This is a genomic window from Thermococcus sp. CX2 (genome assembly GCF_012027555.1).
Classification (GTDB): Archaea; Methanobacteriota_B; Thermococci; order Thermococcales; family Thermococcaceae; genus Thermococcus.
On record NZ_SNUQ01000003.1, the window covers coordinates 192,371 to 216,009 of the forward strand.

A 23,639-nucleotide genomic window follows, 5' to 3' on the forward strand; every position below is an offset into this window, starting at 1 on the left:
GATAGTTGATAATGTGGACGGAAATAGAGAAGAATATTATTTTAAATTTAGGGAAATAAAGTTAGAGCTTAAGTCCCGGAATCTCCTCGAGAACCTTGACCATCAGCTTAACTCCCGCATCGACGTCGCGTCCGTCCACAACTTCCGCGTTGGAGTGGATGTATCTCGCTGGAACGCTTATCGCTCCCGTTGGAACGCCGGCCTTGTTGAGGTGTATTGCGCCAGCATCGGTTCCTCCACCGAGGAGGATGTCCCACTGGTAGGGTATCTCGTACTTCTTGGCGAGCTCCTCCATCCACCTGACGATGGTCGGGTGGCAGATGACGGAGCGGTCCATTATCTTTATTGCGGTTCCCTTTCCGAGCTGGGTGACCTGCTTGTGTTCAGGAGTGCCGGGAACGTCAGCAGCTATTGTAACGTCAATGGCGAAGCCGTAGTCAGGGTCAATGCCAAAGGCTGAAACCTTCGCACCGCGGAGGCCGACCTCCTCCTGGACGGTGGCCACGAAGTATATGTCCGCATCGGTCTCGCCGAGCTCCTGGGCGGCCTTGACGAGGGTGTAGACTGCTATCCTGTCGTCGAAGGCGATGCTGACCAGGCGGTGCTTTCCTAACTTCTCAAGCCTTCCGTCCCAGGTTATTATGGTGCCGATCTTGACGCCCAACTCCTCTGCCTCTTCCTTGCTCTCTGCTCCAATGTCGATGAAAACCTGGTCCCAGGTCGGAGCTTTGCTCCTCTCCTCGGGCTTCTGTATGTGCGGCGGAACGCTTCCACCGACACCGTAGATGAACTCGTCCTTGCCAATCCAGACCTTGAAGCGCTGGGCTATGAGAGTCCTTGGGTCAATGCCTCCAACTGGAGCAACCCTAAGGAAGCCGTTCTTCTCTATGTGGGTAACCATAAGGCCTATCTGATCCATATGTGCAGCCAGCATGACCTTTGGCCCGTTGCCCTTTTTATGGGCTATGACGTTGCCGAGCTTGTCAACCTTTATCTCGTCAACGTACGGCTTGAAGGCCTCCACAACGACGTCCCTTACGCCTAAGAACTCGTACCCAGAAACGCCTGGGGCTTCGACTATCTTCTTCAGGAGTTCGTAGTCAACCATTTCGATCACCTCTTTCGTTAAGATTTCCATCTAAATGCTCGATCGGGAGATATTTAAGGTTTTAGGTGGGCTGGGAGTTCATTGTACTCAAGTGCCTCAGAACAGACCGCGGGAAATCTTATCCCCCGGAATTATCCAGTTTCTGGACATAAATTTCCAGAGCAACGCTTTTATCCCGAGACGGGGAGGTCAATCCATGGAGTTGCTCAGGCTCAACGTTGTACCATGCATGTTCCTCAAAAGGCTCAACCGCTTCGTTGCCCTTGTAGAGGTTGACGGAGAGGAAAGAAGGGCATTGGTCACCAACACGGGCAGATTGGATGAGTTCATGGTTGAGGGCAGAAAGGCCTTCTGCGTTCCCAAGAGCGGGGGGAAGACGGATTTTGTACTGGTGGCCTTTGAAGACCTAGGCGGAAAGGGAGCCATCATAGACACGAGAACTCAAGCTAAAGCCTTTGAGAAAGCCTTGGAGCTTGGCCTGGTTCCCTGGCTTAAGGACTGCAGGATAAAGAGGAAGGAGGTAACCGTTGGGAAGTCCCGCCTGGATTACCTCTTTGAGTGTCCGGGTGGAGAGGTTTACGCTGAGATGAAGAGCGCGGTTCTGAGGGGCGGTGAAAGCGGGGAATACGCGATGTACCCCGATTGCCCGACGCTCCGCGGCCAGAAGCACATAAGGGAGCTGATAGAGCTGCAGAAGGCTGGAAAGAGGGCGATGATATTCTTCATTGGGGCTATGCCGGGGGTTGAAAAGTTCAGACCTTACAAAGAAGGCGACCCTGAGATAGCACACCTTCTGAGTGAGGCCAAGAAAACAGGCGTTGAAATCCACGCGCTGAGCATTTCACTCCTTCCGGATGGCAGGGTGGTTCTTGAAAGGCCGAGCCTTGAGATTGAGCTGAGGGAGGATTTTTAAAGAGCCCGCCTTATTTTCAAAGGGGTAACGACCCCGTGAGGTGATGGGAATGGCCATAGTCGATGTTAGAATTTTAGTTGAAGGTGCGAGTGACGTTGAAGTGGTAAGTAAGGCTCTCCAGGGCCTGGCTTTGGGAAGTGAGTACAACATAACAATTTCCTCCATAATCCCGACGACCAACGTCGAGATAGCCAAGAGCGCAGCTGCTGGAGCTGATTTGCTAATCATAGCGACGGACGCGGACAGGGTTGGAAGGGATTTGGCTGAAAGGCTCTTCAGCGAACTGAGCGAGATGGTCGGCCACGTCGAGAGGATGAAGCTCCCCCTCGGCCACGACCTCGAGCATGTAGATGTGGAGCTCGTCAGAAAGGAGCTCAAGAACACCCTGGTTAGGGCCGGTCTCAAGAGCCTCCAGATTCTCCCGGAGTACATGGCACTGAGGAACCAGCTTCTCGACCTCAAGGGCCGTTACGATGGCCTGGCCGAGGAGTACAAGAGGCTCCACGAGGAGTACGAGAAGCTCACCAAGGCTTATGAGGAGATTAAAGCCGAAAACGACAGGCTTAGGGAAGAGAATGAGGGGCTGAAGGCCCTTCTTGAGAACGCCAAGAACATCTTCCGCATTGACGAAGCCTGGAAGTCCCTCTTCCCGGCTGAGCCGGTTCCAGATGAGGCCTATATAGGGAAGGCCGTCGAAAAGCTCGGACTGGCTGGCAGGGTTGTCGTTGGTCAGGGCTACATCTTCGCCGAGGACAAGGCTCTTGTTGAGGAGCTCCTCAAGACCGTTTACCTCAGCCTCGCCATACGGGAAGAACCACCGAAACCGCCCGAGTCCCCTAAAGAGGAGCCACTACCACCGAAGCCATCTGAAGAGCCTGAGGTCGCCGCTGACCCGGAGGTTAAGCCCGACGACATCGAGGGGCTCCTGAAGGGGCTGTGACATGGAAGAGCTAAACGGCCTCATCGAGGAGTACGAGACCTACCTTGATTTGGAGGGCAAGAGCCCGAACACGATTAGGATGTACTCCTACTACGTTAGGCGTTACCTTGAATGGGGTGGGGAACTTAGCGCCCGCTCCGCCCTTCGTTTTCTTGCCCGGCTGAGAAAGGAGGGTTACTCCAACAGGAGCCTTAACCTTGTTGTTCAAGCGCTCCGCTCCTATTTCCGTTTTGAGGGCTACGATGAGGAGGCCGAGAAGCTCAAACCTCCCAAAGTGCCTAAGAGCCTGCCCAAGAGCCTCACAAGGGAGGAAGTTAGAAGGCTCCTTTCGGTGATTCCTCCGACGAGGAAGAGAGACAGACTTATATTTCTTCTTCTCTACGGCGCTGGTCTGCGCGTTAGCGAGCTGTGCAATCTGAAAAAATCCGATGTGGATTTTGAGCGCTCGCTCCTTGTCGTTCGCGGTGGAAAGGGTGCGAAGGATAGAATAGTCCCGATTTCCCGCTCCTTGCTGGAGGAGATAAGGGCTTACCTCAAGGGCAGGAACGACGACAGCGAGTACCTCCTCGTGGAGGAGAGGCGCGAGAGGAAAGACAAGCTTTCGCCAAAGACGATCTGGTATCTCCTCAGGAAGTACGGTGAGAGGGCGGGCGTTAGGGCTACTCCTCACATGCTCCGCCACAGCTTCGCCACCCACATGCTCGAGAACGGTGTGGACATAAGGGCGATTCAAGAGCTACTCGGTCACTCGAACCTCTCGACGACCCAGATTTACACGAAAGTCACCGTGGAGCACCTCAGAAAGGCTCAGGAGAAGGCGAGACTGATAGACTCGATTCTGGAAGAATAAAAATTCAGAGTTCCCCTTTCTTCTTTAGCAGTGCCAAGTAGCTCGTGAAGGCCCCGGCGGAAATCGTGTCGCCCAACCCAACCGTCGAGACGGGGTTCTGCGCGAGCCTCGTCGGGATTATGACCACTCTGTACTCTTTTGTCCTCAGTCTTCTTTTTGCCTCCTCAAAACGGAGCTTGACGTATTCACCGCGCTCGTTGTATGGGACTTTGAGGCCTACCCTGTAGTCCTCGGGCGATTTAATCTCGCCGAGTGAAGCCCTCGCTGCAGCAAGGGCTGTGGCCAGCTCAAGGCTTTTCCTCAGCTCTTCTTCACTTAATGGGTTGTCCGTGTGGGTGATGTACATGATGTAATAAATCGTATGAATCTGAAGGATCTCGAGGTTCATCTCGTCGATGAGTATCTTCCCTCCGAGCACGGTATCTTCGATGCGGTTGTAGGTGAATATCCTGTCCGAGAGCTTTGAGTATCCCAGAGCGTTCAGGATGTGAGCTATCTCCGACTCGTCCATGCCTACGCTGTCGACGAGCGGGAATAAGTTGTAGATGACCTTCTTTCTGAGCTCCCTGTTTTGGATCGAGGCGAACTCGAGATGAACCTTGACGTTTTTCTCTCTCTTGAGGAGCATTATGTCCTCCTTGGCCTTTTTGAGATAATAGTTGGCGTCCTTGCCGTCAGAATAGCGGAGCTTTATTCCCTGATAGCCCGAGAGAATGGCACCATCCACTTCCATGCCTATCTCCGGGAGGAACGGTCTGAGCTCCGGCTCGGTGTGTACTTTGATGCGCTCAAAGCGGGCCGAGACTATGAATCTGCCTGAGAATGGAACCTCTACCGTCTCGTTTCCCAGCTTGAAGGTAGTTCCCGCGCGGAACTCGAAGATGCGGTTAACCTTTATCGGGTCGCCCTCGCGGTAGGCCTCGCGCGGGTGCTTGAAGGCCAGCCTCCCGTCCTCGACAACGGGATAGAATAGGTTGGGCCTATCAACGAACATCATGGCCTGCTTTTTAGCCAGATGGGGCGTGTATACTATAACGCGCCTGAAGTCGAGGTTGGCCAGGAGGTTGGCTATTATCCCAGCCTGACCGCCCATTCTCTCAACGTCGTATTTGAAGTGAGAATCGAACCATGAGTGAAGCTCCTCGTTCACGAGCGGAACGGCCATCGGCTTGCCTGTCTTGAGGGCATGGACGAGCCTCGCAACGAAGTCTAGGGGCTCGTTTATCTCTCTCGGATACTCCTCCATCCTTCTTCTAACCGCCTCCGCCCCGAACTCGTCTATGAGCCTCTGGACGGTCTCTCCCCTGAGGAAAACTATGGCATCGACGTTCGTGTTGTAAGCGGTGTATATCGAAAGTTCCCTTGCCGCGTTGAGGAGCTCCATATGTATCACCCTCAGTGACTAACACTTGAGAAAACGGCATGCCCTCTTAAAAGGGTTTCGGAGGGGTGGACATAAAAATGTTGGAGGGAGGCAGGCTTAGAACTCCACAAAGAGCCTTCCAAGCCAGGGAATCTTCTCCATGACGTCGAGCTCCCTCAGGGCAAGCCAAAGAGAAGCCTGGTTGCTGGTGACGACCGGCACTCCAAGGTCTTCCTCGAGTGCCTCGATTATCTCGAAGGTCCTGAGGTTGGTGCAGCTTATGAATATCGCGTCTGCCTCATCAACGAAGGTCGCTTTGGCCAGGCGGTAGGCCTCATAGGGTTCGAGCTTCCCTATCTGGGTGTTGTCCTCTATACCGAGGCCCCTTATGTCGAGAACCTCGAAGTCGTTGGCCTCCAAGAACTCCCTCTCGCGCTCGTTTATTTCGTCCGTATAGGGAGTAACCACGAGTATTGACTGGGCGTCGAGCATCCGCAGTGCCTCGATCACGGCGGTGCTCGTGCTGACAACGGGGACGTTTACTTCATTCTCCATCTTCGCCTCGAGCTCCTTCTCGAAGTCCTTGCCGCCGATGAATGAACCACTCGTGCAGCCGTAGAGTATAAGCTCGACCCCCGCATCGCGGAGCAGCTTGGCGCTCTCAACCGCTAAAGCGTTCATCTTGATGAGCTCTTCTTCTGTAACGTTCCTGAGCGGAACCCTTGAGGTATGGAGCGAGACCCCCTCAGGGAGCGCCGAGTGGAGCTCCATCTCCATTGTTGTGTTTGATGAGGGAACGATAAGACCCAGCCTGCCTCTCCATCCGTACATACTTTCACCTTGTAGAGACTATCCGTCCTTTTTCTTAAACCTTTGGTTTTGGAAAGGCTGATTAATATTGCCGTTGAAGTTCTCTGGGGTGATGTCATGGAGCTCAATGAAGCTATATCAAAGAGGGTCTCTGTCAGGTATTTTGACGAGAGGGACGTTCCGGGAGAGGCCATCAGAAGTATGATTGAGGCCGCAGTAAGGGCCCCCACTGCCAGCGGACTTGAAAACTGGATTTTCGTCGTGTTTACGAGCGAAGACTCTCGGGAAAAGATCTATCGCCTCATAACAAGGGGCATGGAGGAGTACTACCGCGCTGTTAATATCCCCGAGGAAAAGATGAAAAAGCTCCAGGAGAGGATGTACAAGGAAGGCATGTACAAAGCCCCAGTTTACATCGCCGTCTTCATAGATAAGAGGGTTCGCTTCCTCGAGGGGAGCGAATTCGACGATTTGGAGTTCATCTGGAGCGTTGAGAGCGCGGCGATGGCCATACAAAACCTCATGCTGAAGGCAGTAGAGCTGGGACTCGGGACGGTCTATATAGGCGTCACTAACTTCCGGGGGATAGAGGAGGAGGTCAGAAAACTCGCTGGACTCGATGAAAACTACTACCTCGTCGGGGTGATTCCCGTTGGTTATCCCCGGCGGGAACAGAAACCTCACGGGAGGCGTCGTATCCTTGGGGAAATAACCCGCTTCATTTAGCAACTTTTTTATTCCCAATCCCTCAACCTTTTCTGATGGAAGGATGATAGAGTTCGTCATACTCCTCGGGGTCATAGGCGGCTGGATAATAGTTGCGTCCACTCTGTTCCTCATGCTGGCGCTCGGTAAGATGTGGGGGGTAGCTGGGGTTCTGCTCCTTGTCCTGGCCGTTCAAATAAATCACTGGCTCAAGGCCAAGTACATGCGCGCCATAGTTGACGCCACCCCGAGGGCAAAGGAAATAGCCGCCCATATCTTCGAGATGAACGAGCTGATACTGCTGTCCTCGTACCTCATCTCGATAGTTCTCTACGTGGTCATCCAGAAGTACGTAGAGATAGTGATAAAGTTCCCCCACGTGGTGAGGTGATGCACATGTTCAACGTTGTCATCGTGCGCTACGGTGAGATAGGCACAAAGTCGAGGCAGACGAGGAGATGGTTCGAGAACATCCTCATGAACAACATCCGCGAGGCCCTGGTGAGCGAGGGTGTGGAGTTCAAGAAGATTGAGGCCAAGCACGGTAGAATTCTGGTGAAGACGAACAGGGCTGGAGAGGCCGTTGAGGTTCTTAAGCGGGTCTTCGGTATAGTCTCGCTCTCCCCGGCCATGGAAGTCGAGGCCGAAATGGAGAAAATCAATAAGACGGCCCTCAAGCTCTTCCGCAGAAAGAAGAGGGAGCTAGGCTTAGAAAAGCCCCGCTTTAGGGTAACCGCGAGACGTATAACCAAAGAGTTTCCGCTGAAGAGTCCGGAGATCCAGGCCAAGGTCGGCGAATACATCCTCGAGAACGAGGAGAGCGAGGTTAATCTTCATGAGTACGACATAGAGGTTGGCGTTGAGCTGATGGAGGGCAAAGCTTACATCTTCGTCGACAAAATCCGCACCTGGGGCGGCCTTCCCATCGGCACCCAGGGCAAGGTCGTGGCTCTGCTCAGCGGCGGCATTGATTCACCGGTTGCCGCTTTCCTCATGATGAAGCGCGGTGTAGAGGTAATACCTGTGCACATTTACATGGGCGAGAAGACCCTCGAAAAGGTCAGGAAGATATGGAACCAGCTCAAGAAGTACGGCTACGGCGGCAAGGGCGAGCTGATTGTGGTTAAACCCAAAGAGCGCGAGAGAATTCTCCAGAAGCTCAAGGAGCTTAAAAAGGAGAACTACACCTGTGTCTTCTGCAAGTTCATGATGGTTCGCCACGCCGATAGAATCGCGAGGGACTTCGGGGCAAAGGGCATCGTGATGGGTGACTCCCTCGGCCAGGTGGCCTCTCAAACCCTGGAGAACATGTACATCGTCAGCCAGGCGAGCGATCTGCCGATTTACCGCCCGCTCGTAGGCATGGACAAGGAGGAAATCGTCAAAATAGCAAAGGAGATAGGCACCTTTGAGCTGTCCACTCTCCCTGAGGACGAGATTCCCTTTATACCGAGGCATCCAGTGATAAGGGGTTCTTGGGAGGAGTTCAAAAAGCTCTACAAGGCCGTCTTCGGCGAAGAACCGAAAAATAGGGCATGTTGAGGTGAGGTTATGGAGCCGACAAAACTCCCGACCTACATTGCTCTCCTCCTCCCACTCTTATTTCTCATTGGGCTGACCGTTGTCGTTTACCAGAACCCCTGGTTCTCATTCACCGACAACGCCCTCAGCGACATGGGGTCGGTAAAAAACCCCAACAATTATCTCTTCAACGATTTCATAATGCTCTTCGCGGTTCTCGGTTTCGTGGCTTCAATCGGTGCCTTCAGGAGCGGGCTTGCTTATTTGATGCCCCTCGCGATGGTCTCCCTCTTCCTCGTTGGGGTCTTTCCGGAGGAATATTCCCCACATGCCCCTTCGGCGATTCTCTTCTACGTCCTGGCTCTTGGAGATATAGCCATCGTTGGCCTCAAGCTCGCCCGCTCTGGCCTTTCCATTGGGATGCTCTGGGCGGTTCTTTCGGTCGTTACTTTTGTAGTGGTTGTCTACATGGTGAGGGCCCGCGTTTTCAAAGGCCTCGCCATCCCAGAGCTGGTGGGAGCTAGCTTAATACTTGCATGGCTCCCCTACAACAGTCTGCTCCAGCTGAGAGGTTTGGAACTCTAAGTTGCGGAAAACTTCATATATCCTTTTTTCCTTCCCTCAGACATGAAGGCCGTTGCACTGCTCAGCTCGGGCATTGATTCCCCCGTGGCGATATACCTTATGCTCAGAAAGGGCATGGAGATAACGCCGGTCCACTTCAAGCAGAGCGATAAGAAGGAGTCAAAGGTTCTGGAGCTCTGCGAGATTCTGAGTAAGTACGGGAAGCTCAATGAGCCCGTAATCGTTGATGCTTACGAGGAACAGGCGCCGATCTTTTCCAAGCTGGTCGAGATTGGAAAGGCCAAGTGGACGTGTCTTTTCTGCAAGTACACGATGCTGAGGAAGGCCTGCAGGGTTGGACATGAAATCGGGGCAAAAGCTATAGTTACGGGCGATTCCCTCGGGCAGGTGGCATCGCAGACCCTTGACAACCTGCTGATAATAAGTCAGGCGAGTGATCTGCCTATTTTGAGGCCCCTCATCGGCCTCGACAAGGAGGAGATAGTCAAAATAGCAAAGGAGATAGGCACGTTCGAAATAAGCATAGAACCTGAAGAGCCCTGTCCGTTCGTGCCGAAGTATCCGGTGGTGCGCGGCTCCCTTGGGGAGTTCGAGAAGATAAGGGAGAAACTCGTGAGGGAAGGTGTGCTTTAAAGCATCTCATTCCTCTCATGAGATTCTCCCAAGCTCACATCGGGGATGCTGGTGCAGTTCCTTATACAGGCATCCCTGGGTACACCATTGGTCACCACGGACTGAGTATCTTGTAAGCTTTCACCCCCTTTGTTGTCTGGACATAAACGATGTTTCCTTCGAGTTTGATGTTCACAGGCCTTTCGCCGTCCTCAAACTCCCTACAGGCGATTTTCCTTAAGCTCCCCGCTGTGAAGACGCAAACGCCGTCCTTCTCGTTCCTGAGCTCGTCCCGAAGGTAGTAAGCCACCGCTACATATTCATCGTTAGCGTCAATCAGCAGTCTAACACCAAGGGGGTGCCCTTCAATTGTGGCGATTTCACTCTTTTTCACTTCCTTGTCCCTCACAAGGTATATCAACGCCCTCGTTTTCCACAGATTAATGTCATAGTAGCCCACTGTATAGTACACCGTCTCACCCAAAATCCTTATGTGTGAGATGTATGACCTCCTGACGTCGGGGCATATCTTCCTGCTTACGTTCCCGTCAGAAGTGTTCACAAAGTAAATGCACGAATCCACGAGGATTATGCTCCCATTGTGGTACATTTCCGGAAAGGCCTGGTATTTTTCCTTCCATACGGGGGTTAAGTTGTAGTCAAACAGCGCCATGGAGCTTCTCCGCTCTCCTGGATAGTATGAATACACGACTACCCCCTCAGGAATGCAGAAATACTCCCCTTCCACACCTTCTAAGGTCATGTTCGCCTTCAGCGTTCCGTTAAGGAAGAGGGTGAAGTTCACAAGATGCTTAAGTCCGCTCTGATAGTACTGAGATTTAACTTGGATTGCCGATAAACATTGAATGAAACCAGTAGTCTCTCCCTCGAAATTAATCCCATCAGTTGCTATCGGAACGAGTGTCTTATCATCACATGTTTCGTTGACACTTATTGAGATGTTGGACTTGTTTTGTAAATGTAATCCTTCACCCTCATTAGGAATGGGTGAGTTATCTTGTTGGATTTGGATAATAAATAAAGAAACAGCAAAAATAAAAATTAAAAATCCTACCAAAACCTTTTTATCGTTCTTCATGATACTTCACCATTTACCACCTTAGTACCCAGTCCCATCCACATTGGTTTCCGTATTCTTCTCTAGTACAGATTGCAAAGTTTTGAGATCTCGCGCTGTCTGGGGCAAAACATCCGTTACAATGCCTGTTCGCCCATTTACAAGAACTTCCAACGTCTCCTCCACCACAACACACTAGATAGGGTGTGTTAAGGTACAGTTTGTAGAATCCATTATAATGAGTAACATCCGGATCCTGAAGAGGTTTTAGGCAGTTTGTGACAACCCAACAACCTCCATTGTTGCACTCAACCTGCCAGATTATGTTGCTCTCTTGGTAGCTAAGTGTCTCAGGATTGTACGCAGATCCACTATAGAACAGTTTAATTTGAATTGATCCGCCAATATATGGAAGAGCTGGATGTAACCATACTGCTTGATCCCAGTATTTTTTAAAGTCCGTTCCCGTATCAGGGAAGTCATAAGTACAGTAATCTCCCCAAAATGTTGCCCTGTTCGGAGTTGAGCTTTCGTATATTCCTACCCAAACTGCTGCTGGAGAGAAGTATAGATATCGAACGTAAGGCGCCTGATCAGCATCATACTGGCTATATACTCCAGGTAGTGCAGGGGCAGGTTCGGAACATAACCCACAGTTATACCCTTCCGCAATTCCTCCGAAGTGAATTGCTAGCGGTTCTAATCCGGTGGTGCTTGCGATTAGTGTCTGCTTTCGCCCGGTTTCTTTGAGTGTTTGCAGGGTTTGTAGTTTTTCTTTCTCTTCTGCGAATTTGTAGATTTCTTCCCAGAGTTTTTCTCTCCTGTCCAGCAGGGTGAAAATCTCCTCGATGGTCTCTTCAGTGTAGTTTCCGGCTTTGACTTTCTTCAGCAGTTCTTTCATTTTTATGTCTGTTTGAACTACTACCGTAAACGTCAGTTCGGCCGCTTGCCTGTAGTAGGCTATGAACCACGCCAAGTCCACGTCAGTTCTTACTGGGTGAACCTTTTTAATGTGCTCTTGGACGATGGCGCTCTCTGAGGGCAGTTTGTAGTTCAGGACTTTTCTCCCGTAAGGCGTCTCCACAGTGTAGTTCTGGACGAGTTCGAGGCTGAGCCTCTGGCGCTCCAGGTACTTCAGCTCGTTGGTGAGAAGTCTAATCTCATCTTTCAGCCTCACGATCTCGAAGAGGATGCTCGTGTTCTTGGTGGCCTCCCATTCGCGGTGCAGGTTCTCAAGCTTGGACTCCTTTTGCCCGATGGTGAGACTCAAGTTCGTGATGTTTGCTGCAAGTTGGTTTAGAAGAACGTTAACATCAATGCAGGAGCAGTCTTGACAGGTTGTTTGAGATGGCGTAGGAGTCTGTGTTACTTCTGCTTTGACACTCTGAAAACTGCTCAGGAGGAGAAGTCCACGGAGGAGCATTGTTACCCACTTTCGCATTCGCCCCCCTCAACAAGGTTGTCAATTATAATTATCAAAAGTTGTATATAACACTTTTGCTTTTAAAATACGAGAATTAAAACTCACATTGGATAATATGCAACTGTTGGAGTTATGTCCAAGCATTTAAAACGCAAATTCATTACCCAATTCTGTCCATAACTGTTCGTTTTAGGAAAGCTTTTAAAGGCTTTATCGGAGCCCTTTATGGTGATGGCAAATGAACGTGTTTAACAACACACTGGAACTGTTCGAAAAGTACAAGCCGACCCCCCTGGTTAGGCTTTCTACTGAGAGGGGGGATGTATTTTGCCAAGCTAGAGTTCTTTAACCCCTTCAGCAGGAGCATTAAGGACAGGGCCGTTTTTAACATGCTTATGAAGGCCATCGAGCGCGGGGACATCAACGGCACCAGAAAGCTTTTTGAGGCAACTTCCGGCAACGTCGGGATTTCTCTTGCGGCGCTCAGCAACGTTCTCGGTATTGAGTTCAGGGCATACCTGCCAAAGCCGACACCAAAGGCCACCCAGGTTCTGCTCAGAGTACTCGGTGCGGATGTCGTCATGACGGACTTCGAGACCATAGATCCCGCCATGGTTCAGTACGTCGTCGAAGAGGCGAAGAAGGCCGGAGCAGCTAACCTCAACCAGTTCGAGAACGACGACAACTTCGAGGCCCACTACCGCTTTACCGCCAGGGAGATAGACGAGCAGCTGAAGAGCATCGGCAAAAAGCCCGACGTTGTGATAGCGGGCATAGGCACTTCAGGCCACATAGCGGGTCTGGCAAAGTACTTCAAGGAGCGCTACGATACAACCGTTGTGGGCGTCGTCCCAGCGAAGGGTGAGAAGATCCCCGGCATAAAGCGCCTTGAAACGAAGCCCAAGTGGTACTTCCAGGTAGACATAGACAGGGTCGTGGAGATAACCCGGAACGAGGCCATTGAAGGGGCCATTGGAGTGGCCCGCAGGGACGGTCTCCTGATAGGGCTCAGCTCGGGAGCGGTGGTCAAGGCGTACGAGAAGATCTCCAGCGAATTCGGGGAGAAAACCTACGTCCTAGTCTTCCCGGACGATGGGTTTAAATACGTGGAGATCTTTGAGGGTTACCTGGGGATTACATGAAACGGCTAACCCTTGCCACCTATCTTCTTTTTCTCAACGGCTTTCTGCTTCTGTACTACGCCTACTCCTTCGGCTCGGTTGTCTACCTTGCCTTCGGCCTTCTGAGCATGGGGCTCGCTTATGGCCTCGTGAGGAAGAACAGAACCGCCATAAAAATCGCCCTCATCTATGCTGCAATAGAGTTCTTCTTCGCGCTGCTGTTCCTCATCGCTGGCAATCTTTTGTCTGCCGTTGATGCCACGATAAGCTTCCTCATCCTCCACGACATTTTGGGCTACATCCAGGAAGTCACGAGGGAAGAAATAGATGGGAAAGAAAAAGCCTGAGGCTCAGGCGCACCTCTCCTTGTACTCGGAGCTTATCTACTCTTTCTTCTCTGCCGGCTCTTTGACGATTATCCTTGCATCGACGATAACTGCACCCTTGCCCTGCTCGTAGACGAAGACCGGGTTGAGGTCCATTTCCTTGATGTAGTCCCTGAGCTCATCCACGAGCTGGCTGACCCTGAGGAGGAGGTCAACTATTGCATCAATGTCCGCTGGTTCTTCTCCGCGCGCTCCGGCGAGAATCGGGTAGCTCTTGATTTCCCTGATCATCTTCCTGGCGTCATTTTCGGTAATCGGCACCAGCCTAAAGGTGACGTCCTTGAGAACCTCGACGAAGATTCCACCGAGGCCGAACATTATTGCATGGCCGAACTGCGGGTCTTCGGTAACGCCTATGATGATCTCCCTTCCTGGCTTGAGCATTGGAGCTATGAGGACGCCGAGTATCTCAGCATCTGGTCTGTACTTTCTCGCATTCTCGTGTATGAGCTCCCACTTCTCCCTGAGCTCCTCGGGGGTCTTTATGTTGAGGAGAACTACTTTAGCGTCGCTCTTGTGGAGTATCTGCGGCGACATCAGCTTCATGGCAACCGGGTAGCCTATCTCCTCCGCGTACTTGAGAGCCTCGTCGAGGGTCCTGGCAAGTTTTTCATCAGGAACGGGAAGGCCGTACGCTTTGAGGACCTGCTTGGCCTCGTACTCAACGAGTGCAGTCCTCCCGGACTTCAAAACCTCTTCAATAACTTTCAGGGCCTCTTCCTTCATAATATCACCACCGCAAATGGAATAAGGGGGTCAGTCCCCCCTCCTGAGGTATTTGGCATATTTGACAAGGCCCGCCAGGGCCCTAACTCCCCTCTCGGGGGTTGGATAGACGGGGACGCCCTTTTCTTCGAGCATCTTGGCGTAGTAGTCAGTCTTCTTACCGCCCATCGCTACAGCAACTATTGGCTTGTTGCTCTTCTTCTGGTACTCGGCTAGGATGTCGATTATCTTCTCCTCCTCAAGGAGCGGAACCTGGAAGAGGACTATTACAAGTATCGCATCTACGTTCGGGTCGTTGACGAATCCCTCAATTGCTATCCTGTAACGCTCGGCATCGGTGTCGCCGACGACATCGGTTGGGTTGCCAGCGACAGCGTGCGGTGGGAAGTTCTCCTTGAGGAACTTGAGCGTTTCCTCGCTCAGCTCGGCCATCCTGAGGCCGAATTTAGCTACCGCGTCGCTCGCCATGACTCCGGCTCCACCGCCGTCGGTGATTATGCCTATCCTGTCGCCCTTCGGAAGCTTGTCCTTGAGAGCCGCAAAGGCCTTCGCAAGGTCGAACATGTGCTCGAAGTCCTCGGCACGGATTACACCCGTCTGCTTGAAGACGGCGTCGTAGATTGTGTCGGCTCCAGCTAGGGAACCGGTGTGCGATGACGCTGCCTTGGCACCGTACTCGGTTCTTCCGCTCTTGAGGGCTATGACCGGCTTGACCTTGGTTATCCTTTTAGCCGCTTCCATGAACTTCCTTCCATCCTTCACGCCCTCGATGTAGAAGGTGACGACGTTTATGCTGTCATCGTGGATGAAGTAGTCCATAAGGTCGGCATCGTCGACGTCGAGCTTGTTGCCATAGCTGACCATCTTGCCTATGCCTATTCCAGCCATTGCCGCCCAGTCGAGCATGGCAGCGGCAAAAGCACCGCTCTGGCTGACGAAAGCAATCGGCCCGCTCTTTGGCCTGTCCATTTTGCTCTCGGGCAGAAAGACGGTGTCAACTCCTGTATCTGGCACGTAAACACCGACGCAGTTTGGACCGATGATCCTTATGCCGTTCTCCTTGGCAATCTCATAGATCTCGCGCTCGAGCTTCTTTCCTTCTTCACCGAGCTCACCGAAGCCACCTGTAATGATGATAACTGCCTTAATGCCCTTCTTCGCTATCTGCCTCATCGTGTCCGGAACGAACGGGGCAGGAATCGAGATGACGGCCAAATCGGTGTCATCAGGGAGCTCCTCAACGCTCTTGTAGACCTTGTAACCGTCTATCTCATCGAGCTTTGGGTTTACCGGGTAGATGTTGCCCTTAAAGATACCGCGCTCCTTGTTTATCTTGAAGTTCTCAAAAATGACGTTTCCGACTTTCCCTTTCTTGTTGGTTGCGCCGATGATAGCGACCGCCGTTGGGTCAAAAAAGGGCCTCATTTCCTCAACTATCCTTGGCTCCATTGCTCATCCCTCCAACAGAAAATAACCTCCCTTTTTCTTCTCATTCTGGATGTATAAAAGCCTTATGTTTACCAAAGGGAGCTCTAATGAATTAAAAGGTTCATCAATGCAGGCTTTTCAAAAATTTGAGGCTTTTTCCCGCTGATTTTATGTCCGCCACCTCGAGTGCTTTGGTCACCTTCGGCAGTTTGGGAAGTAGTTTTTCCCATGGTACCACACCATCACCAAGGGGCAGGTGTTCGTCCCTCTCTCCTAGGTTGTCGTGGAGGTGAATATGGACTACTCTGTCCCCTAGAAGTTCCAGGAAGCGGTCGAAATTAGCCGTCGTCGTGTTCAGATGGCCGACGTCAAAAGTGACTCCTATGTCGATGCCCTCCACCAGCTCTGCGAGTCTGTCGCAGCTCTGGGCGTCCAGAATGGGAAAGCGGGGCATGTTCTCTACGCCGATTCTAATGCCCAGCTCCTCGCCCCAGTGAGCTATCCTGCGGAGCGATTCCCTGTGTATCTCGAGGTACCTATCGCGGTGTTTCATGCTGAGCGGTGAGCAGTGGCCTGGGTGGATGGTAACTACAGTGGCATTCATCTGAGCCGCGACCTCAAGGGTCTCCCTGAGAACCTCGAGGGAAGCTCTTCTTATGCGTTCGTTAAACGCCCCGATGTTCACGTCGCTGAAGGGGGCATGGATGCTGAGCTTCAGGCCGGAAGATTCTATGACTTCTGCGAAATGGCGGTAGTTCTCATGCGTCAGATAGTGCGGCCACTCACTCACGAATTCTATGAACTCAAAGCCGAGGTTTTTGACCTTCTCAATCCAGGCCTCAAACTCCCTATCAAGGGCCGTGGTTGAAAGCCCGAGCACCTCAACCACCCACTATGAGCTTGGCTATCAGGACGACATAAATCGTCCCGAATATATCGCTGTTGTTGGAGATGAGCGGAATTGCAACGTTGTCTGGGTCGATGTTCTTCTGGAAAAGGAAGTAGGAGATGGTGTAGGAGTAGAGCATGATAAAGAGGGCCATGAAGGGGTAGCTGAGCGCGAGCTCGTATACGACCCTCGGTTCAACGCCAAGCATGATGTAAGCTATAAGGATCCCAAAGGCGTTTATCAGCAGGCCGACAATTGGCGTCGTGAGGAAGAGTGAGAATATCTCCAAAAAGGGCTCCCTCGAGAAGTAACCGTCTATTTCACCGAGGTGGAGCGCTGTTGAAGTCTTGGCGGCTATTATAGAGCCGTAGTTTCCGAAGCTGCTCAGGATTGAAGGGTAGGCAAAACCGAGGATTATAGACGCCTGGATCAGCCCGCTGAAGCGCTGAAGTGTGAAGCCGGATATGAGTGAGAGGAGAGCGAGGGCCGTAATTATTGTAAAGAGCTCTCTGAGCTCCAGGAGCTCGGCCTTTCTAACCCTTGAAACTCCAATCAGGAACAGGAGGAGGACGATCAGAACCAAGTTGCTTCCCCAGAAGGTCTCCTTTGACCTTTCCAGGAGGAGTATGAACGCTATCAGCGCCGGAATCGTGAGCAAATCGCCCATAGAGGCGACGAGTGGAGCTGCCATGCTGTCCGGGTCTATCTCCTTCTTGAACGCGAATATCGTGACAAAGGCCGTGAAGTAGCCGAGGATAAGGGATACGAGTATGGTCGAGCCCACCACTACGAGGAGGATTTCAAGGGCATGGTACCGTATCCCCCTGAAGACTCCAACGGCCCATAGAATTGTGACGGGAATCAGAGAGAGGAGCATGGCTATGACGAGGTTCTTGAGGACCTTCTTATCCCTGAGGGATGGTTCGAGGTCACCGAGATACAGCATCGTGGAGAAGCGTGAGGCCATGGAGCCAAAAACGTTGCCGCGGAGACCCATCATGCCGGGGAGAATGACGAGGAGACCCGGGTAATCACGATTTATCTTGTCAAGGTACGTACCGAGGAAGGTTCCGCCGAAGAACCCAATTATCAGAGAGACGACTAACGACGGCAACGAGACTCTGTAAGCGTTCTTTACCTTCCCTTTGAGTTCCTGGACTATCACTGGCATCACTCTCCATCCCTCTCACCCCCTAAACGTTGACCTCGGTGGGTATTAAACTTTTCGCGGGCGAAAACTAAATAAGATTCCCCTCGATTCCCCTATCGGTGAGAGTCTGGTGGAAGAGTGGGACGAAATCGAGGTTCCCAAAAACGTTAAGGACATCTTCGTTGAGATGAAGAACACCGCCGAGCTGATGGTTGACCTGGCTTATTCCTCCGTTCTCTTCAAGGAGGATGAAATAGCGGAGGAGGTCCTTGAACTGGAGGAATATCTGGACCTGCTCAATTACCACCTCATGGTGCACGCCGTTCTGGCCGCGAGGAACCCCAAAGAGGCCGAGCAGATAACGTCGATACTCCACATGGCCCACGCTATAGACGATATGTCAAACGCAGCCGCAGACTTGGCCAAGATGGTTCTCGAGGGCGTCGAGCTCCACCCCGTTATCACTGAGGCCATCCTCGGCAGCGAGGAGATAATAGGGAAAATCTACATCTCGACAGACTCGCTTCTTGTCGGCAAGACCCTCGAGGAGCTTGACCTTGCAACTAACACCGGAGTTTGGATTATAGCGGTCAGACGCGGGAAGCGCTGGATATTTGACCCCGATGGGGACTTCAAGGTATTCCCCGGGGACATACTAATAGGCAGGGGCACGAGGACCTCGATAGAGTACCTCAAGGAGATAGCAAGGGGCAACATAAAGGTGATGAGCAATGAATGAGCTCGATGAGATTAGGAACTGCCTCATCGAGATGAAGGATCTCTCGTCCCTCATGGTTGACCTCGCCTTTTCCGCGGTCATGTACAACAGCGAGGATATAGCTGAGGAGGTCTACCTCTTAGAGGAGAGGATGGACGAGCTTACTTTGAAGGTCAAGCGCCTTGCCCTGTTGGTGGCGAAAAAGGAGGAAGACCCAGTTAAGCTTCTGAGCGTCATCGACATGGCCGATATAAACGAGCAGATTTCAGATGCCGCCTACAAGATTTCGGATCTCATCCTCAGAGACGTCGAGCCCCACCCGATAATTAAGAAGATTATGGAGGACACCGAGGAGGAGCTTGGAAGGGTAACGGTTCATCCTGGTTCTCTCCTCATAGGCAAGACCCTCAAACAGCTCAAGCTTCCGAGCAAGATTGGAACGAGAATTCTCGCGATAAAGCGCGGAACGCGCTACATCTACAACCCGGGAAAGGACGATAAGATAGAGGAGGGTGACGTCCTCATAGCGGTTGGCTCGGACCTTGACAAGCTCAGGAAGTTAGCGGGGGAAGAGGTAGAAGAGGAATGATTTCCCATATTAATTCCCGTTTCTTCCCCCGTTAATTACTTTCCAGCCTTCTTGAGTTCCCCTTTATGTCCTCGTCCGTGACGAGGCCTTTAGCGTAGGGGCAGAGCTCCCTGAGCGGACAGCTCTCGCACTTCGGCTTCACCGGCTTGCATATCGCCCTTCCGTGGTCAACCATGGCGTGGTTCACGTATATCCACTTCTCCCTTGGGATGAGCTCCCTCAGGTAGTCCTCGACCCTCTCCGGCTGAACCCTCGGAGGAGCCAGGCCCAGGCGCTTGCTTATCCTGTTCACGTGGGTATCAACTGGAATCGCCTGCCTGCCGAAGCCATACGCTAAAACTATGTTGGCGCACTTCCGCCCTATGCCCGGAAGCTTCATAAGCTCTTCAAGACTGTCGGGGACCTTTCCTCCATACTTCTCCAGGATTATTTGGGACGCCTTCACTATCCACTCACCCTTGGTCTTCCAGAGGCCGACACCGCTCTTCCTCAAGAACTCCTGCATCTCCTCAACCGGCGTTGCCGCTATCGTCTCAATGTCTCCGTATCTTCTGAATAGCTCCTCCCACACCTTATAGGTAACTTCATCACGCATCCTCTGGGAGATTATGCAGTGAATCAGCGTCCTGTACGGGTCGCCGATGAGGAGCTTATCCCTCGGGTGGGTCTTCGTCAGTATCTCCACGATTTTTTCGGCCCTCTTCCTTTTCTTCTCCCAGCTCTCGGAAAAGGTGAAGCCCTCAAGGCTTAACGAGCCTGACTTTTCGCTTGCCATGGACTATCACCACTGTGTCTTTGGAGGTGCTAACTTTATTAACTTCCTCGAACTCGTCGCTATAAATCTTTTGCCCGTTTTGGTTCAGAATTAGAACCTTTCTCGGGAAGACGAGAACGAAGCCGTTCTCGAAGGAAATCACATCTCTAATAGGCTCGTCGAACTCGAGGTCAATAACGAGCGTTTCTCCACTGGCTAACTCTACCCTTGTCCCCCTGCTGACCTTGAGGACTTCGGGCTCCGCGTAGATAACCTTGAAGAGGAGCGGCTTCCCGAGCAAATCAACTTCGATTTCCTGGCCTGCTTTAATTTCCCTGCCCATGAGCTTGGCTTTCAGTATTTCTTCGAAACCCGCTGGAAGTTCAGCATCGAATAACGGTTTCAAAATGAGCTTCATGACCATCCCCGAAACGTTATTCCCCGTAACGTAATAAGCCTTCCGAACCAAAATCTTTTTAAACGATATATCGTTCGATATATCTGGTGATGTATTTGGAGAGGCCAAAATTTAAGGGGCATCTGAAGCTTCTCATCCTGAGCCTTCTGGAAGAAGAGCCCATGCATGGTTACGCGATAATGCAGAAGCTCAGCGAGAGATTCGGGATTCCAACTCCAAGTGCTGGGGCGATATATCCTATACTCGCAAGCCTCAGGAGGAGTAGACTCATAGAGGTCGCGGGAGAGGGTGAGAGAGATAAGAAAGTTTACCGAATAACGGAGAAGGGGCTTGAGTATCTCGAACTTCACGAGGAAGAACTCCAGGAGGCCATAACCAAGGCCGAGCTTTTCAAAGAGTTCGTCGAACTTGGCGGGAGGGAAGTTGGAAGCGCTCTGCACCTTGTTTTGGAGAGCCTTCCTGAGCTCAGTGATGAGCAGAAAAAGGAGTTAAGCCACGCCATGAGGGAGTTCGCAAGGAGAGTTAAGCTCATTCTTCTCGGAGGTGATTGAAATGCACGCCATTGAGGTTGAGAATCTCGTGAAAAAATATGGCGACTTCGAGGCCGTTAAGGGGATTTCATTCAAAGTGAAGAAGGGCGAAATATTTGCCTTCCTCGGGCCGAACGGGGCTGGAAAGACCACCACCGTTCATGTTTTAACGACCCTTCTCAGGCCGACCGCCGGAAGGGCCATTGTGGCTGGCCACGACGTTGTGAAGGAGCCGATGGAGGTCAGGAAGAAGATAGGCATAGTCTTCCAGGACCCAAGCGTTGATAGAGATCTCACAGCTTACGAGAACATGCTCATCCACGGCAGGATTTACGGCCTGAGTGGAAACGAGCTCAAGGAAAAGATAGAGATGCTTTTGAAGTTCGTTGAGCTCTGGGAGTTCAGGGACAGACCTGTTAAGTTCTTCTCGGGTGGAATGCAGCGCAGGCTTGAGATTGCCCGTGCTCTGCTCCACGAGCCCGAGATACTGTTCCTCGATGAGCCGACCATAGGCCTTGACCCCCAGACGAGGGCGCACATCTGGGAGTACATCAAGGCCATGAAGGAGGAGCACGACATGACGATTTTTCTCACCACGCACTATATGGACGAGGCGGAGCAGTTGGCCGACAGGATAGCCATTATGGACCACGGAAAGATAATTGCCGAAGGAACGGCTGATGAGCTAAAGAGGCTCGTCGGGAACGACATAATCTACCTCAGGCTCGAGAGCCCGAAGGAGGAGCTCAAGTGCATAAAGGCGGACTTCATCAAGGGCTGCAGGCTCCTGCCAGACGGCAGGGTTCGGCTCGACGTTGAAAACGCGGCTGAGGCACTGCCGAAGCTCTTCGAGCTTGCCAGCGAGAGCGGAGTTAAGATACTCGAGGTTACCTACCACAGGCCAACGCTGAACGACGTCTTCCTCCACCTCACCGGCAGGGAAATACGCGACGAGGGCGGTGAGAGCAACGCGATGAAAATGGTCATGCGCGCAAGGATGAGGAGGTGAGAGCATGAGGGTCTTTACTACCATGATATACCGCGAGATAAAGCGCTTCATCCGCTCGAAAGCAAGGGTTATAGGCTCCCTCTTAAACCCGCTCATCTGGCTGATATTCTTCGGCAAGGGCTGGGCTGGGGCATTTAGCTTCCCTGGCGCGAGCATGATATTCGGTGGAGTTGACTACATGACCTTCATGGTGCCTGGAATAGTGGCAATGACAGTCTTCAACATGGGCTTCATGCAGGGCATAACGCTCATCTGGGACAGGCAGTTCGGCTTCCTCAAGGAGCTCCTCGTTGCCCCTGCATCGAGAGTCGAGGCGATAATAGGCAGGAGCGTCGGCGGAGCGTTGATGGCCATGATCCAGGGGACGATAATCCTCGCGCTGAGCTTCCTCATCGTTGATGGGCTGAAGCTTTCGGGGGTCATTCCAACGCTGATGATGGCTTTCCTCGTCGGCGTAGCCGTCTCAGGTCTCGGCATGGCCATAGGCATGAGGATGACAAGCATGGAGGGCTTCCAGATAATCATCACCATGCTGATGCTTCCAATGACCTTCCTGAGCGGTGCGTTCTTCCCAATAAGCAGCATGCCCAACTGGATGCAGTTCCTGGCCAAGCTCAATCCGCTGACCTACGCGGTCGATGGGGCGCGCTATTACCTTGCCGGAATAGAGCCGACGTTCAGCATAGCCACCGACTGGACGGTGCTTACAGTGCTCGCGGTGGTCTTCGTCGGAATAGCCGCTCTGGAGTTCAGGAAGGCCACCATTGACTGAGCCTTCTACCTTTTTGTCTTTTCTTTGAACCGCTCGTAGCTTATCCTGAACGCCTCCAGCACCGGCAGCTTTTCGCCCGCGAAGAAGCTCAGCATAGCCCCGCCGCCGGTCGAGACGTGGCTTATTCCTTTTATCCCGTACTGGTAGATGCTCGCTATCGAGTGCCCGCCACCGACAACGCTGAAGGCTTTACTTTCCCCTATTGCCCTGAAGACCCCAACCGTGCCGAGTGCAAACTCCTCACGCTCGAACACTCCCATCGGACCGTTGGCGACTATGATTTCCGCCTTGGCGAGCACGTCGCGGTACTTCTCTATCGTCCTAGAGCCTATGTCAAGTATCGGGTATTCATCGAAGAGCGCCTTCTGGTCGCTGAGCAGATCAACCTCGAGGCGTTCGCCCTTGTAGTCAACGGCAAAATCTACGGGCGTCTTGATGAATGGGTAGAAGTCGTCTAGTATTTCCTCCGCCCAGTCCACAAGGTCGAGAAGACCTTTTCTGGCCATAAACTCCAGGTTGGCATCTCCCAGATGGAACCCCTTGGCCAAGGTGAAGACGTGCCCCACCAATCCACCTGTGAGTATAAGGTCGGCCCTACCTTTTTTGAGGACGTTTTCAGCCACGCGGAGGGAATCGTCTACCTTCGCTCCCCCAAGAACGTAAACCCTCTGCCCATCATTGGTTTCGTATGCCCTGGTGAGCGCTTCTACCTCCTTCTCCATGAGGAAGCCCATTATCATCGGCTTTAAGCGGGCAAAGCCGACCAGCGAAGGCTGGCTTCTATGCGCAGCAGCGAAGGCGTCGTTCACGACGTAGTCAATTAGTGGAGCGAGCTTCCTCACGAAGTGGGTTCTCTCGCACTCTTCGAGGGACTTGTACTTGACTTCTTCTGCGGCGAATCTGAGGTTCTCAAGGATTACTGCCTCTCCTGGTTTGAGAGCTTTGATCTTCTCGCGTGCGTACTTTCCGAAGATGTCCTCGACGTATTCAATTTCCTGGCCGAGCAGCTTGCTCAAAATCTCGGCATGCTCCTCCGTGGTGATGTAGTCTCCCTTGTAGGGCTTGCTTTGGTGGGTTCCTATGACGAGCTTTGCCCCCTGTTCAAGGAGGTAGACGATGGTAGGCAGAACCGCCTGGAAGCGGGCGTCGCTGATTATCCTTCCATCCTTGACAGGGGAGTTCAAATCGACCCTCAGAAAAACGGTTTTGCCATGATAGTTGAAGTCGATGAGCTTGAACAT

The 23,639-nt window shown here is 52.3% G+C and carries 27 protein-coding genes; 15 read left to right on the forward strand and 12 right to left on the reverse strand.

Going from position 1 to position 23,639, the window contains the following annotated elements:
* Positions 1–61 precede the first annotated feature (61 nt).
* Complete coding sequence (locus tag E3E23_RS08080) at positions 62–1,108, reverse strand: M42 family metallopeptidase (protein ID WP_167907804.1); 1,047 nt, start codon at positions 1,106–1,108, stop codon at positions 62–64.
* Positions 1,109–1,304: 196 nt separating this feature from the next.
* Here E3E23_RS08080 and sfsA point away from each other — a divergent pair, with 196 nt between their 5' ends.
* Genes sfsA through xerA form a run of 3 tightly spaced genes read left to right on the forward strand, consistent with a single transcriptional unit; the run spans position 1,305 to position 3,811 of the window.
* Complete coding sequence (gene sfsA / locus E3E23_RS08085) at positions 1,305–2,021, forward strand: DNA/RNA nuclease SfsA (RefSeq protein ID WP_167907806.1); 717 nt, start codon at positions 1,305–1,307, stop codon at positions 2,019–2,021.
* A gap of 49 nt (positions 2,022–2,070) precedes the next feature.
* On the forward strand, positions 2,071–2,961 hold the full coding sequence (locus tag E3E23_RS08090) for a toprim domain-containing protein (protein WP_167907905.1): 891 nt from the start codon (positions 2,071–2,073) through the stop codon (positions 2,959–2,961).
* A gap of 1 nt (position 2,962) precedes the next feature.
* Complete coding sequence (xerA, locus tag E3E23_RS08095) at positions 2,963–3,811, forward strand: site-specific tyrosine recombinase/integron integrase (RefSeq protein ID WP_167907808.1); 849 nt, start codon at positions 2,963–2,965, stop codon at positions 3,809–3,811.
* Positions 3,812–3,815: 4 nt separating this feature from the next.
* On the opposite strand, the gene pfkC is transcribed toward xerA, so the two are convergent.
* Entirely contained in the window at positions 3,816–5,195 is a 1,380-nt protein-coding gene (gene pfkC, locus E3E23_RS08100; RefSeq protein WP_206205682.1) for an ADP-specific phosphofructokinase, read from the reverse strand.
* Positions 5,196–5,291: 96 nt separating this feature from the next.
* Positions 5,292–6,005: an aspartate/glutamate racemase family protein gene (locus tag E3E23_RS08105; protein WP_167907810.1), complete on the reverse strand. Its 714-nt coding sequence runs from the start codon at positions 6,003–6,005 to the stop codon at positions 5,292–5,294.
* 96 nt (positions 6,006–6,101) lie between these two features.
* On the opposite strand from E3E23_RS08105, the gene E3E23_RS08110 reads away from it, so the two are divergent.
* Genes E3E23_RS08110 through E3E23_RS08130 form a run of 5 tightly spaced genes read left to right on the forward strand, consistent with a single transcriptional unit; the run spans position 6,102 to position 9,428 of the window.
* The gene (locus E3E23_RS08110; protein WP_167907812.1) at positions 6,102–6,710 is read left to right on the forward strand and encodes a nitroreductase family protein; all 609 of its coding nucleotides are present in this window, start codon (positions 6,102–6,104) and stop codon (positions 6,708–6,710) included.
* Positions 6,711–6,753: 43 nt separating this feature from the next.
* Entirely contained in the window at positions 6,754–7,080 is a 327-nt protein-coding gene (locus E3E23_RS08115; RefSeq protein ID WP_167907814.1) for a hypothetical protein, read from the forward strand.
* 5 nt (positions 7,081–7,085) lie between these two features.
* A complete protein-coding gene (gene thiI / locus E3E23_RS08120; RefSeq protein WP_167907907.1) occupies positions 7,086–8,231 on the forward strand; it encodes a tRNA uracil 4-sulfurtransferase ThiI in 1,146 nt (381 codons plus the stop codon).
* Positions 8,232–8,240: 9 nt separating this feature from the next.
* Positions 8,241–8,795: a DUF998 domain-containing protein gene (locus E3E23_RS08125; protein ID WP_167907816.1), complete on the forward strand. Its 555-nt coding sequence runs from the start codon at positions 8,241–8,243 to the stop codon at positions 8,793–8,795.
* 42 nt (positions 8,796–8,837) lie between these two features.
* Entirely contained in the window at positions 8,838–9,428 is a 591-nt protein-coding gene (locus tag E3E23_RS08130; protein WP_167900934.1) for a 7-cyano-7-deazaguanine synthase, read from the forward strand.
* A gap of 91 nt (positions 9,429–9,519) precedes the next feature.
* On the opposite strand, the gene E3E23_RS08135 is transcribed toward E3E23_RS08130, so the two are convergent.
* Both E3E23_RS08135 and E3E23_RS08140 read right to left on the reverse strand, forming a co-directional pair.
* Positions 9,520–10,212 carry a hypothetical protein gene (locus E3E23_RS08135; RefSeq protein ID WP_167907818.1) on the reverse strand — a complete coding sequence of 231 codons (693 nt, stop codon included), beginning with the start codon at positions 10,210–10,212 and terminating at the stop codon, positions 9,520–9,522.
* A 307-nt stretch (positions 10,213–10,519) separates the two neighbouring features.
* Positions 10,520–11,926, reverse strand: a complete 1,407-nt coding sequence (locus E3E23_RS08140; protein ID WP_167907820.1) for a hypothetical protein — start codon at positions 11,924–11,926, stop codon at positions 10,520–10,522.
* Positions 11,927–12,228: 302 nt separating this feature from the next.
* Between E3E23_RS08140 and E3E23_RS08145 the strand changes: the two genes are divergently transcribed.
* Positions 12,229–13,050, forward strand: coding sequence for a cysteine synthase family protein (locus tag E3E23_RS08145; protein ID WP_167907822.1), 822 nt, complete (start codon positions 12,229–12,231; stop codon positions 13,048–13,050).
* Positions 13,047–13,376: a hypothetical protein gene (locus E3E23_RS08150; protein WP_167907824.1), complete on the forward strand. Its 330-nt coding sequence runs from the start codon at positions 13,047–13,049 to the stop codon at positions 13,374–13,376. Before E3E23_RS08145 ends, E3E23_RS08150 begins: the two co-directional genes overlap by 4 nt.
* 36 nt (positions 13,377–13,412) lie before the next feature.
* On the opposite strand, the gene E3E23_RS08155 is transcribed toward E3E23_RS08150, so the two are convergent.
* From E3E23_RS08155 to E3E23_RS08170, 4 genes are all read right to left on the reverse strand, one after another.
* Positions 13,413–14,141 carry an acetate--CoA ligase family protein gene (locus tag E3E23_RS08155; protein WP_167907826.1) on the reverse strand — a complete coding sequence of 243 codons (729 nt, stop codon included), beginning with the start codon at positions 14,139–14,141 and terminating at the stop codon, positions 13,413–13,415.
* 30 nt (positions 14,142–14,171) lie between these two features.
* Complete coding sequence (locus tag E3E23_RS08160; RefSeq protein ID WP_167907828.1) at positions 14,172–15,590, reverse strand: acetate--CoA ligase family protein; 1,419 nt, start codon at positions 15,588–15,590, stop codon at positions 14,172–14,174.
* Positions 15,591–15,693: 103 nt separating this feature from the next.
* Positions 15,694–16,449: a sugar phosphate isomerase/epimerase family protein gene (locus E3E23_RS08165; RefSeq protein WP_167907830.1), complete on the reverse strand. Its 756-nt coding sequence runs from the start codon at positions 16,447–16,449 to the stop codon at positions 15,694–15,696.
* Position 16,450: 1 nt separating this feature from the next.
* Positions 16,451–17,629: a magnesium transporter gene (locus tag E3E23_RS08170; protein ID WP_167907832.1), complete on the reverse strand. Its 1,179-nt coding sequence runs from the start codon at positions 17,627–17,629 to the stop codon at positions 16,451–16,453.
* 109 nt (positions 17,630–17,738) lie between these two features.
* On the opposite strand from E3E23_RS08170, the gene E3E23_RS08175 reads away from it, so the two are divergent.
* Both E3E23_RS08175 and E3E23_RS08180 read left to right on the forward strand, forming a co-directional pair.
* Positions 17,739–18,347, forward strand: coding sequence for a potassium channel family protein (locus E3E23_RS08175; RefSeq protein ID WP_167907834.1), 609 nt, complete (start codon positions 17,739–17,741; stop codon positions 18,345–18,347).
* A complete protein-coding gene (locus tag E3E23_RS08180) occupies positions 18,340–18,915 on the forward strand; it encodes a potassium channel family protein (protein ID WP_167907836.1) in 576 nt (191 codons plus the stop codon). Before E3E23_RS08175 ends, E3E23_RS08180 begins: the two co-directional genes overlap by 8 nt.
* Before the next feature lie 31 nt (positions 18,916–18,946).
* Here the strand turns inward: E3E23_RS08180 and nth are convergent, their stop codons facing one another.
* Both nth and E3E23_RS08190 read right to left on the reverse strand, forming a co-directional pair.
* Entirely contained in the window at positions 18,947–19,690 is a 744-nt protein-coding gene (nth, locus tag E3E23_RS08185) for an endonuclease III (protein WP_167907838.1), read from the reverse strand.
* On the reverse strand, positions 19,656–20,093 hold the full coding sequence (locus E3E23_RS08190) for an ATPase (protein ID WP_371807533.1): 438 nt from the start codon (positions 20,091–20,093) through the stop codon (positions 19,656–19,658). Before E3E23_RS08190 ends, nth begins: the two co-directional genes overlap by 35 nt.
* Before the next feature lie 83 nt (positions 20,094–20,176).
* On the opposite strand from E3E23_RS08190, the gene E3E23_RS08195 reads away from it, so the two are divergent.
* From E3E23_RS08195 to E3E23_RS08205, 3 genes are read left to right on the forward strand one after another with little or no spacing between them, the layout of a single operon-like run.
* On the forward strand, positions 20,177–20,638 hold the full coding sequence (locus E3E23_RS08195; protein WP_371807535.1) for a PadR family transcriptional regulator: 462 nt from the start codon (positions 20,177–20,179) through the stop codon (positions 20,636–20,638).
* Between the two features lies 1 nt (position 20,639).
* Positions 20,640–21,626: an ATP-binding cassette domain-containing protein gene (locus E3E23_RS08200; RefSeq protein WP_167907840.1), complete on the forward strand. Its 987-nt coding sequence runs from the start codon at positions 20,640–20,642 to the stop codon at positions 21,624–21,626.
* Positions 21,627–21,630: 4 nt separating this feature from the next.
* On the forward strand, positions 21,631–22,398 hold the full coding sequence (locus tag E3E23_RS08205; protein WP_167907842.1) for an ABC transporter permease: 768 nt from the start codon (positions 21,631–21,633) through the stop codon (positions 22,396–22,398).
* A gap of 5 nt (positions 22,399–22,403) precedes the next feature.
* Here E3E23_RS08205 and E3E23_RS08210 read toward each other — a convergent pair whose 3' ends face one another.
* A complete protein-coding gene (locus E3E23_RS08210; protein WP_167907844.1) occupies positions 22,404–23,639 on the reverse strand; it encodes a phosphoglycerate kinase in 1,236 nt (411 codons plus the stop codon).

Coding starts and splice junctions, on each gene's coding strand:
- E3E23_RS08170 (WP_167907832.1), bottom strand. CDS start 17,629: ATGCCAGTGATAGTCCAGGAACTCAAAGGGAAGGTAAAGAACGCTTAC.
- E3E23_RS08210 (WP_167907844.1), bottom strand. CDS start 23,639: ATGTTCAAGCTCATCGACTTCAACTATCATGGCAAAACCGTTTTTCTG.
- E3E23_RS08200 (WP_167907840.1), top strand. CDS start 20,640: ATGCACGCCATTGAGGTTGAGAATCTCGTGAAAAAATATGGCGACTTC.
- E3E23_RS08125 (WP_167907816.1), top strand. CDS start 8,241: ATGGAGCCGACAAAACTCCCGACCTACATTGCTCTCCTCCTCCCACTC.
- E3E23_RS08140 (WP_167907820.1), bottom strand. CDS start 11,926: ATGCGAAAGTGGGTAACAATGCTCCTCCGTGGACTTCTCCTCCTGAGC.
- E3E23_RS08155 (WP_167907826.1), bottom strand. CDS start 14,141: ATGAAGGAAGAGGCCCTGAAAGTTATTGAAGAGGTTTTGAAGTCCGGG.
- E3E23_RS08130 (WP_167900934.1), top strand. CDS start 8,838: ATGAAGGCCGTTGCACTGCTCAGCTCGGGCATTGATTCCCCCGTGGCG.
- E3E23_RS08195 (WP_371807535.1), top strand. CDS start 20,177: ATGTATTTGGAGAGGCCAAAATTTAAGGGGCATCTGAAGCTTCTCATC.
- E3E23_RS08115 (WP_167907814.1), top strand. CDS start 6,754: ATGATAGAGTTCGTCATACTCCTCGGGGTCATAGGCGGCTGGATAATA.
- E3E23_RS08150 (WP_167907824.1), top strand. CDS start 13,047: ATGAAACGGCTAACCCTTGCCACCTATCTTCTTTTTCTCAACGGCTTT.
- thiI (WP_167907907.1), top strand. CDS start 7,086: ATGTTCAACGTTGTCATCGTGCGCTACGGTGAGATAGGCACAAAGTCG.
- xerA (WP_167907808.1), top strand. CDS start 2,963: ATGGAAGAGCTAAACGGCCTCATCGAGGAGTACGAGACCTACCTTGAT.
- E3E23_RS08105 (WP_167907810.1), bottom strand. CDS start 6,005: ATGTACGGATGGAGAGGCAGGCTGGGTCTTATCGTTCCCTCATCAAAC.
- E3E23_RS08090 (WP_167907905.1), top strand. CDS start 2,071: ATGGCCATAGTCGATGTTAGAATTTTAGTTGAAGGTGCGAGTGACGTT.
- pfkC (WP_206205682.1), bottom strand. CDS start 5,195: ATGGAGCTCCTCAACGCGGCAAGGGAACTTTCGATATACACCGCTTAC.
- E3E23_RS08110 (WP_167907812.1), top strand. CDS start 6,102: ATGGAGCTCAATGAAGCTATATCAAAGAGGGTCTCTGTCAGGTATTTT.
- E3E23_RS08080 (WP_167907804.1), bottom strand. CDS start 1,108: ATGGTTGACTACGAACTCCTGAAGAAGATAGTCGAAGCCCCAGGCGTT.
- E3E23_RS08190 (WP_371807533.1), bottom strand. CDS start 20,093: ATGGTCATGAAGCTCATTTTGAAACCGTTATTCGATGCTGAACTTCCA.
- E3E23_RS08145 (WP_167907822.1), top strand. CDS start 12,229: ATGTATTTTGCCAAGCTAGAGTTCTTTAACCCCTTCAGCAGGAGCATT.
- E3E23_RS08160 (WP_167907828.1), bottom strand. CDS start 15,590: ATGGAGCCAAGGATAGTTGAGGAAATGAGGCCCTTTTTTGACCCAACG.
- E3E23_RS08205 (WP_167907842.1), top strand. CDS start 21,631: ATGAGGGTCTTTACTACCATGATATACCGCGAGATAAAGCGCTTCATC.
- sfsA (WP_167907806.1), top strand. CDS start 1,305: ATGGAGTTGCTCAGGCTCAACGTTGTACCATGCATGTTCCTCAAAAGG.
- E3E23_RS08180 (WP_167907836.1), top strand. CDS start 18,340: ATGAATGAGCTCGATGAGATTAGGAACTGCCTCATCGAGATGAAGGAT.
- nth (WP_167907838.1), bottom strand. CDS start 19,690: ATGGCAAGCGAAAAGTCAGGCTCGTTAAGCCTTGAGGGCTTCACCTTT.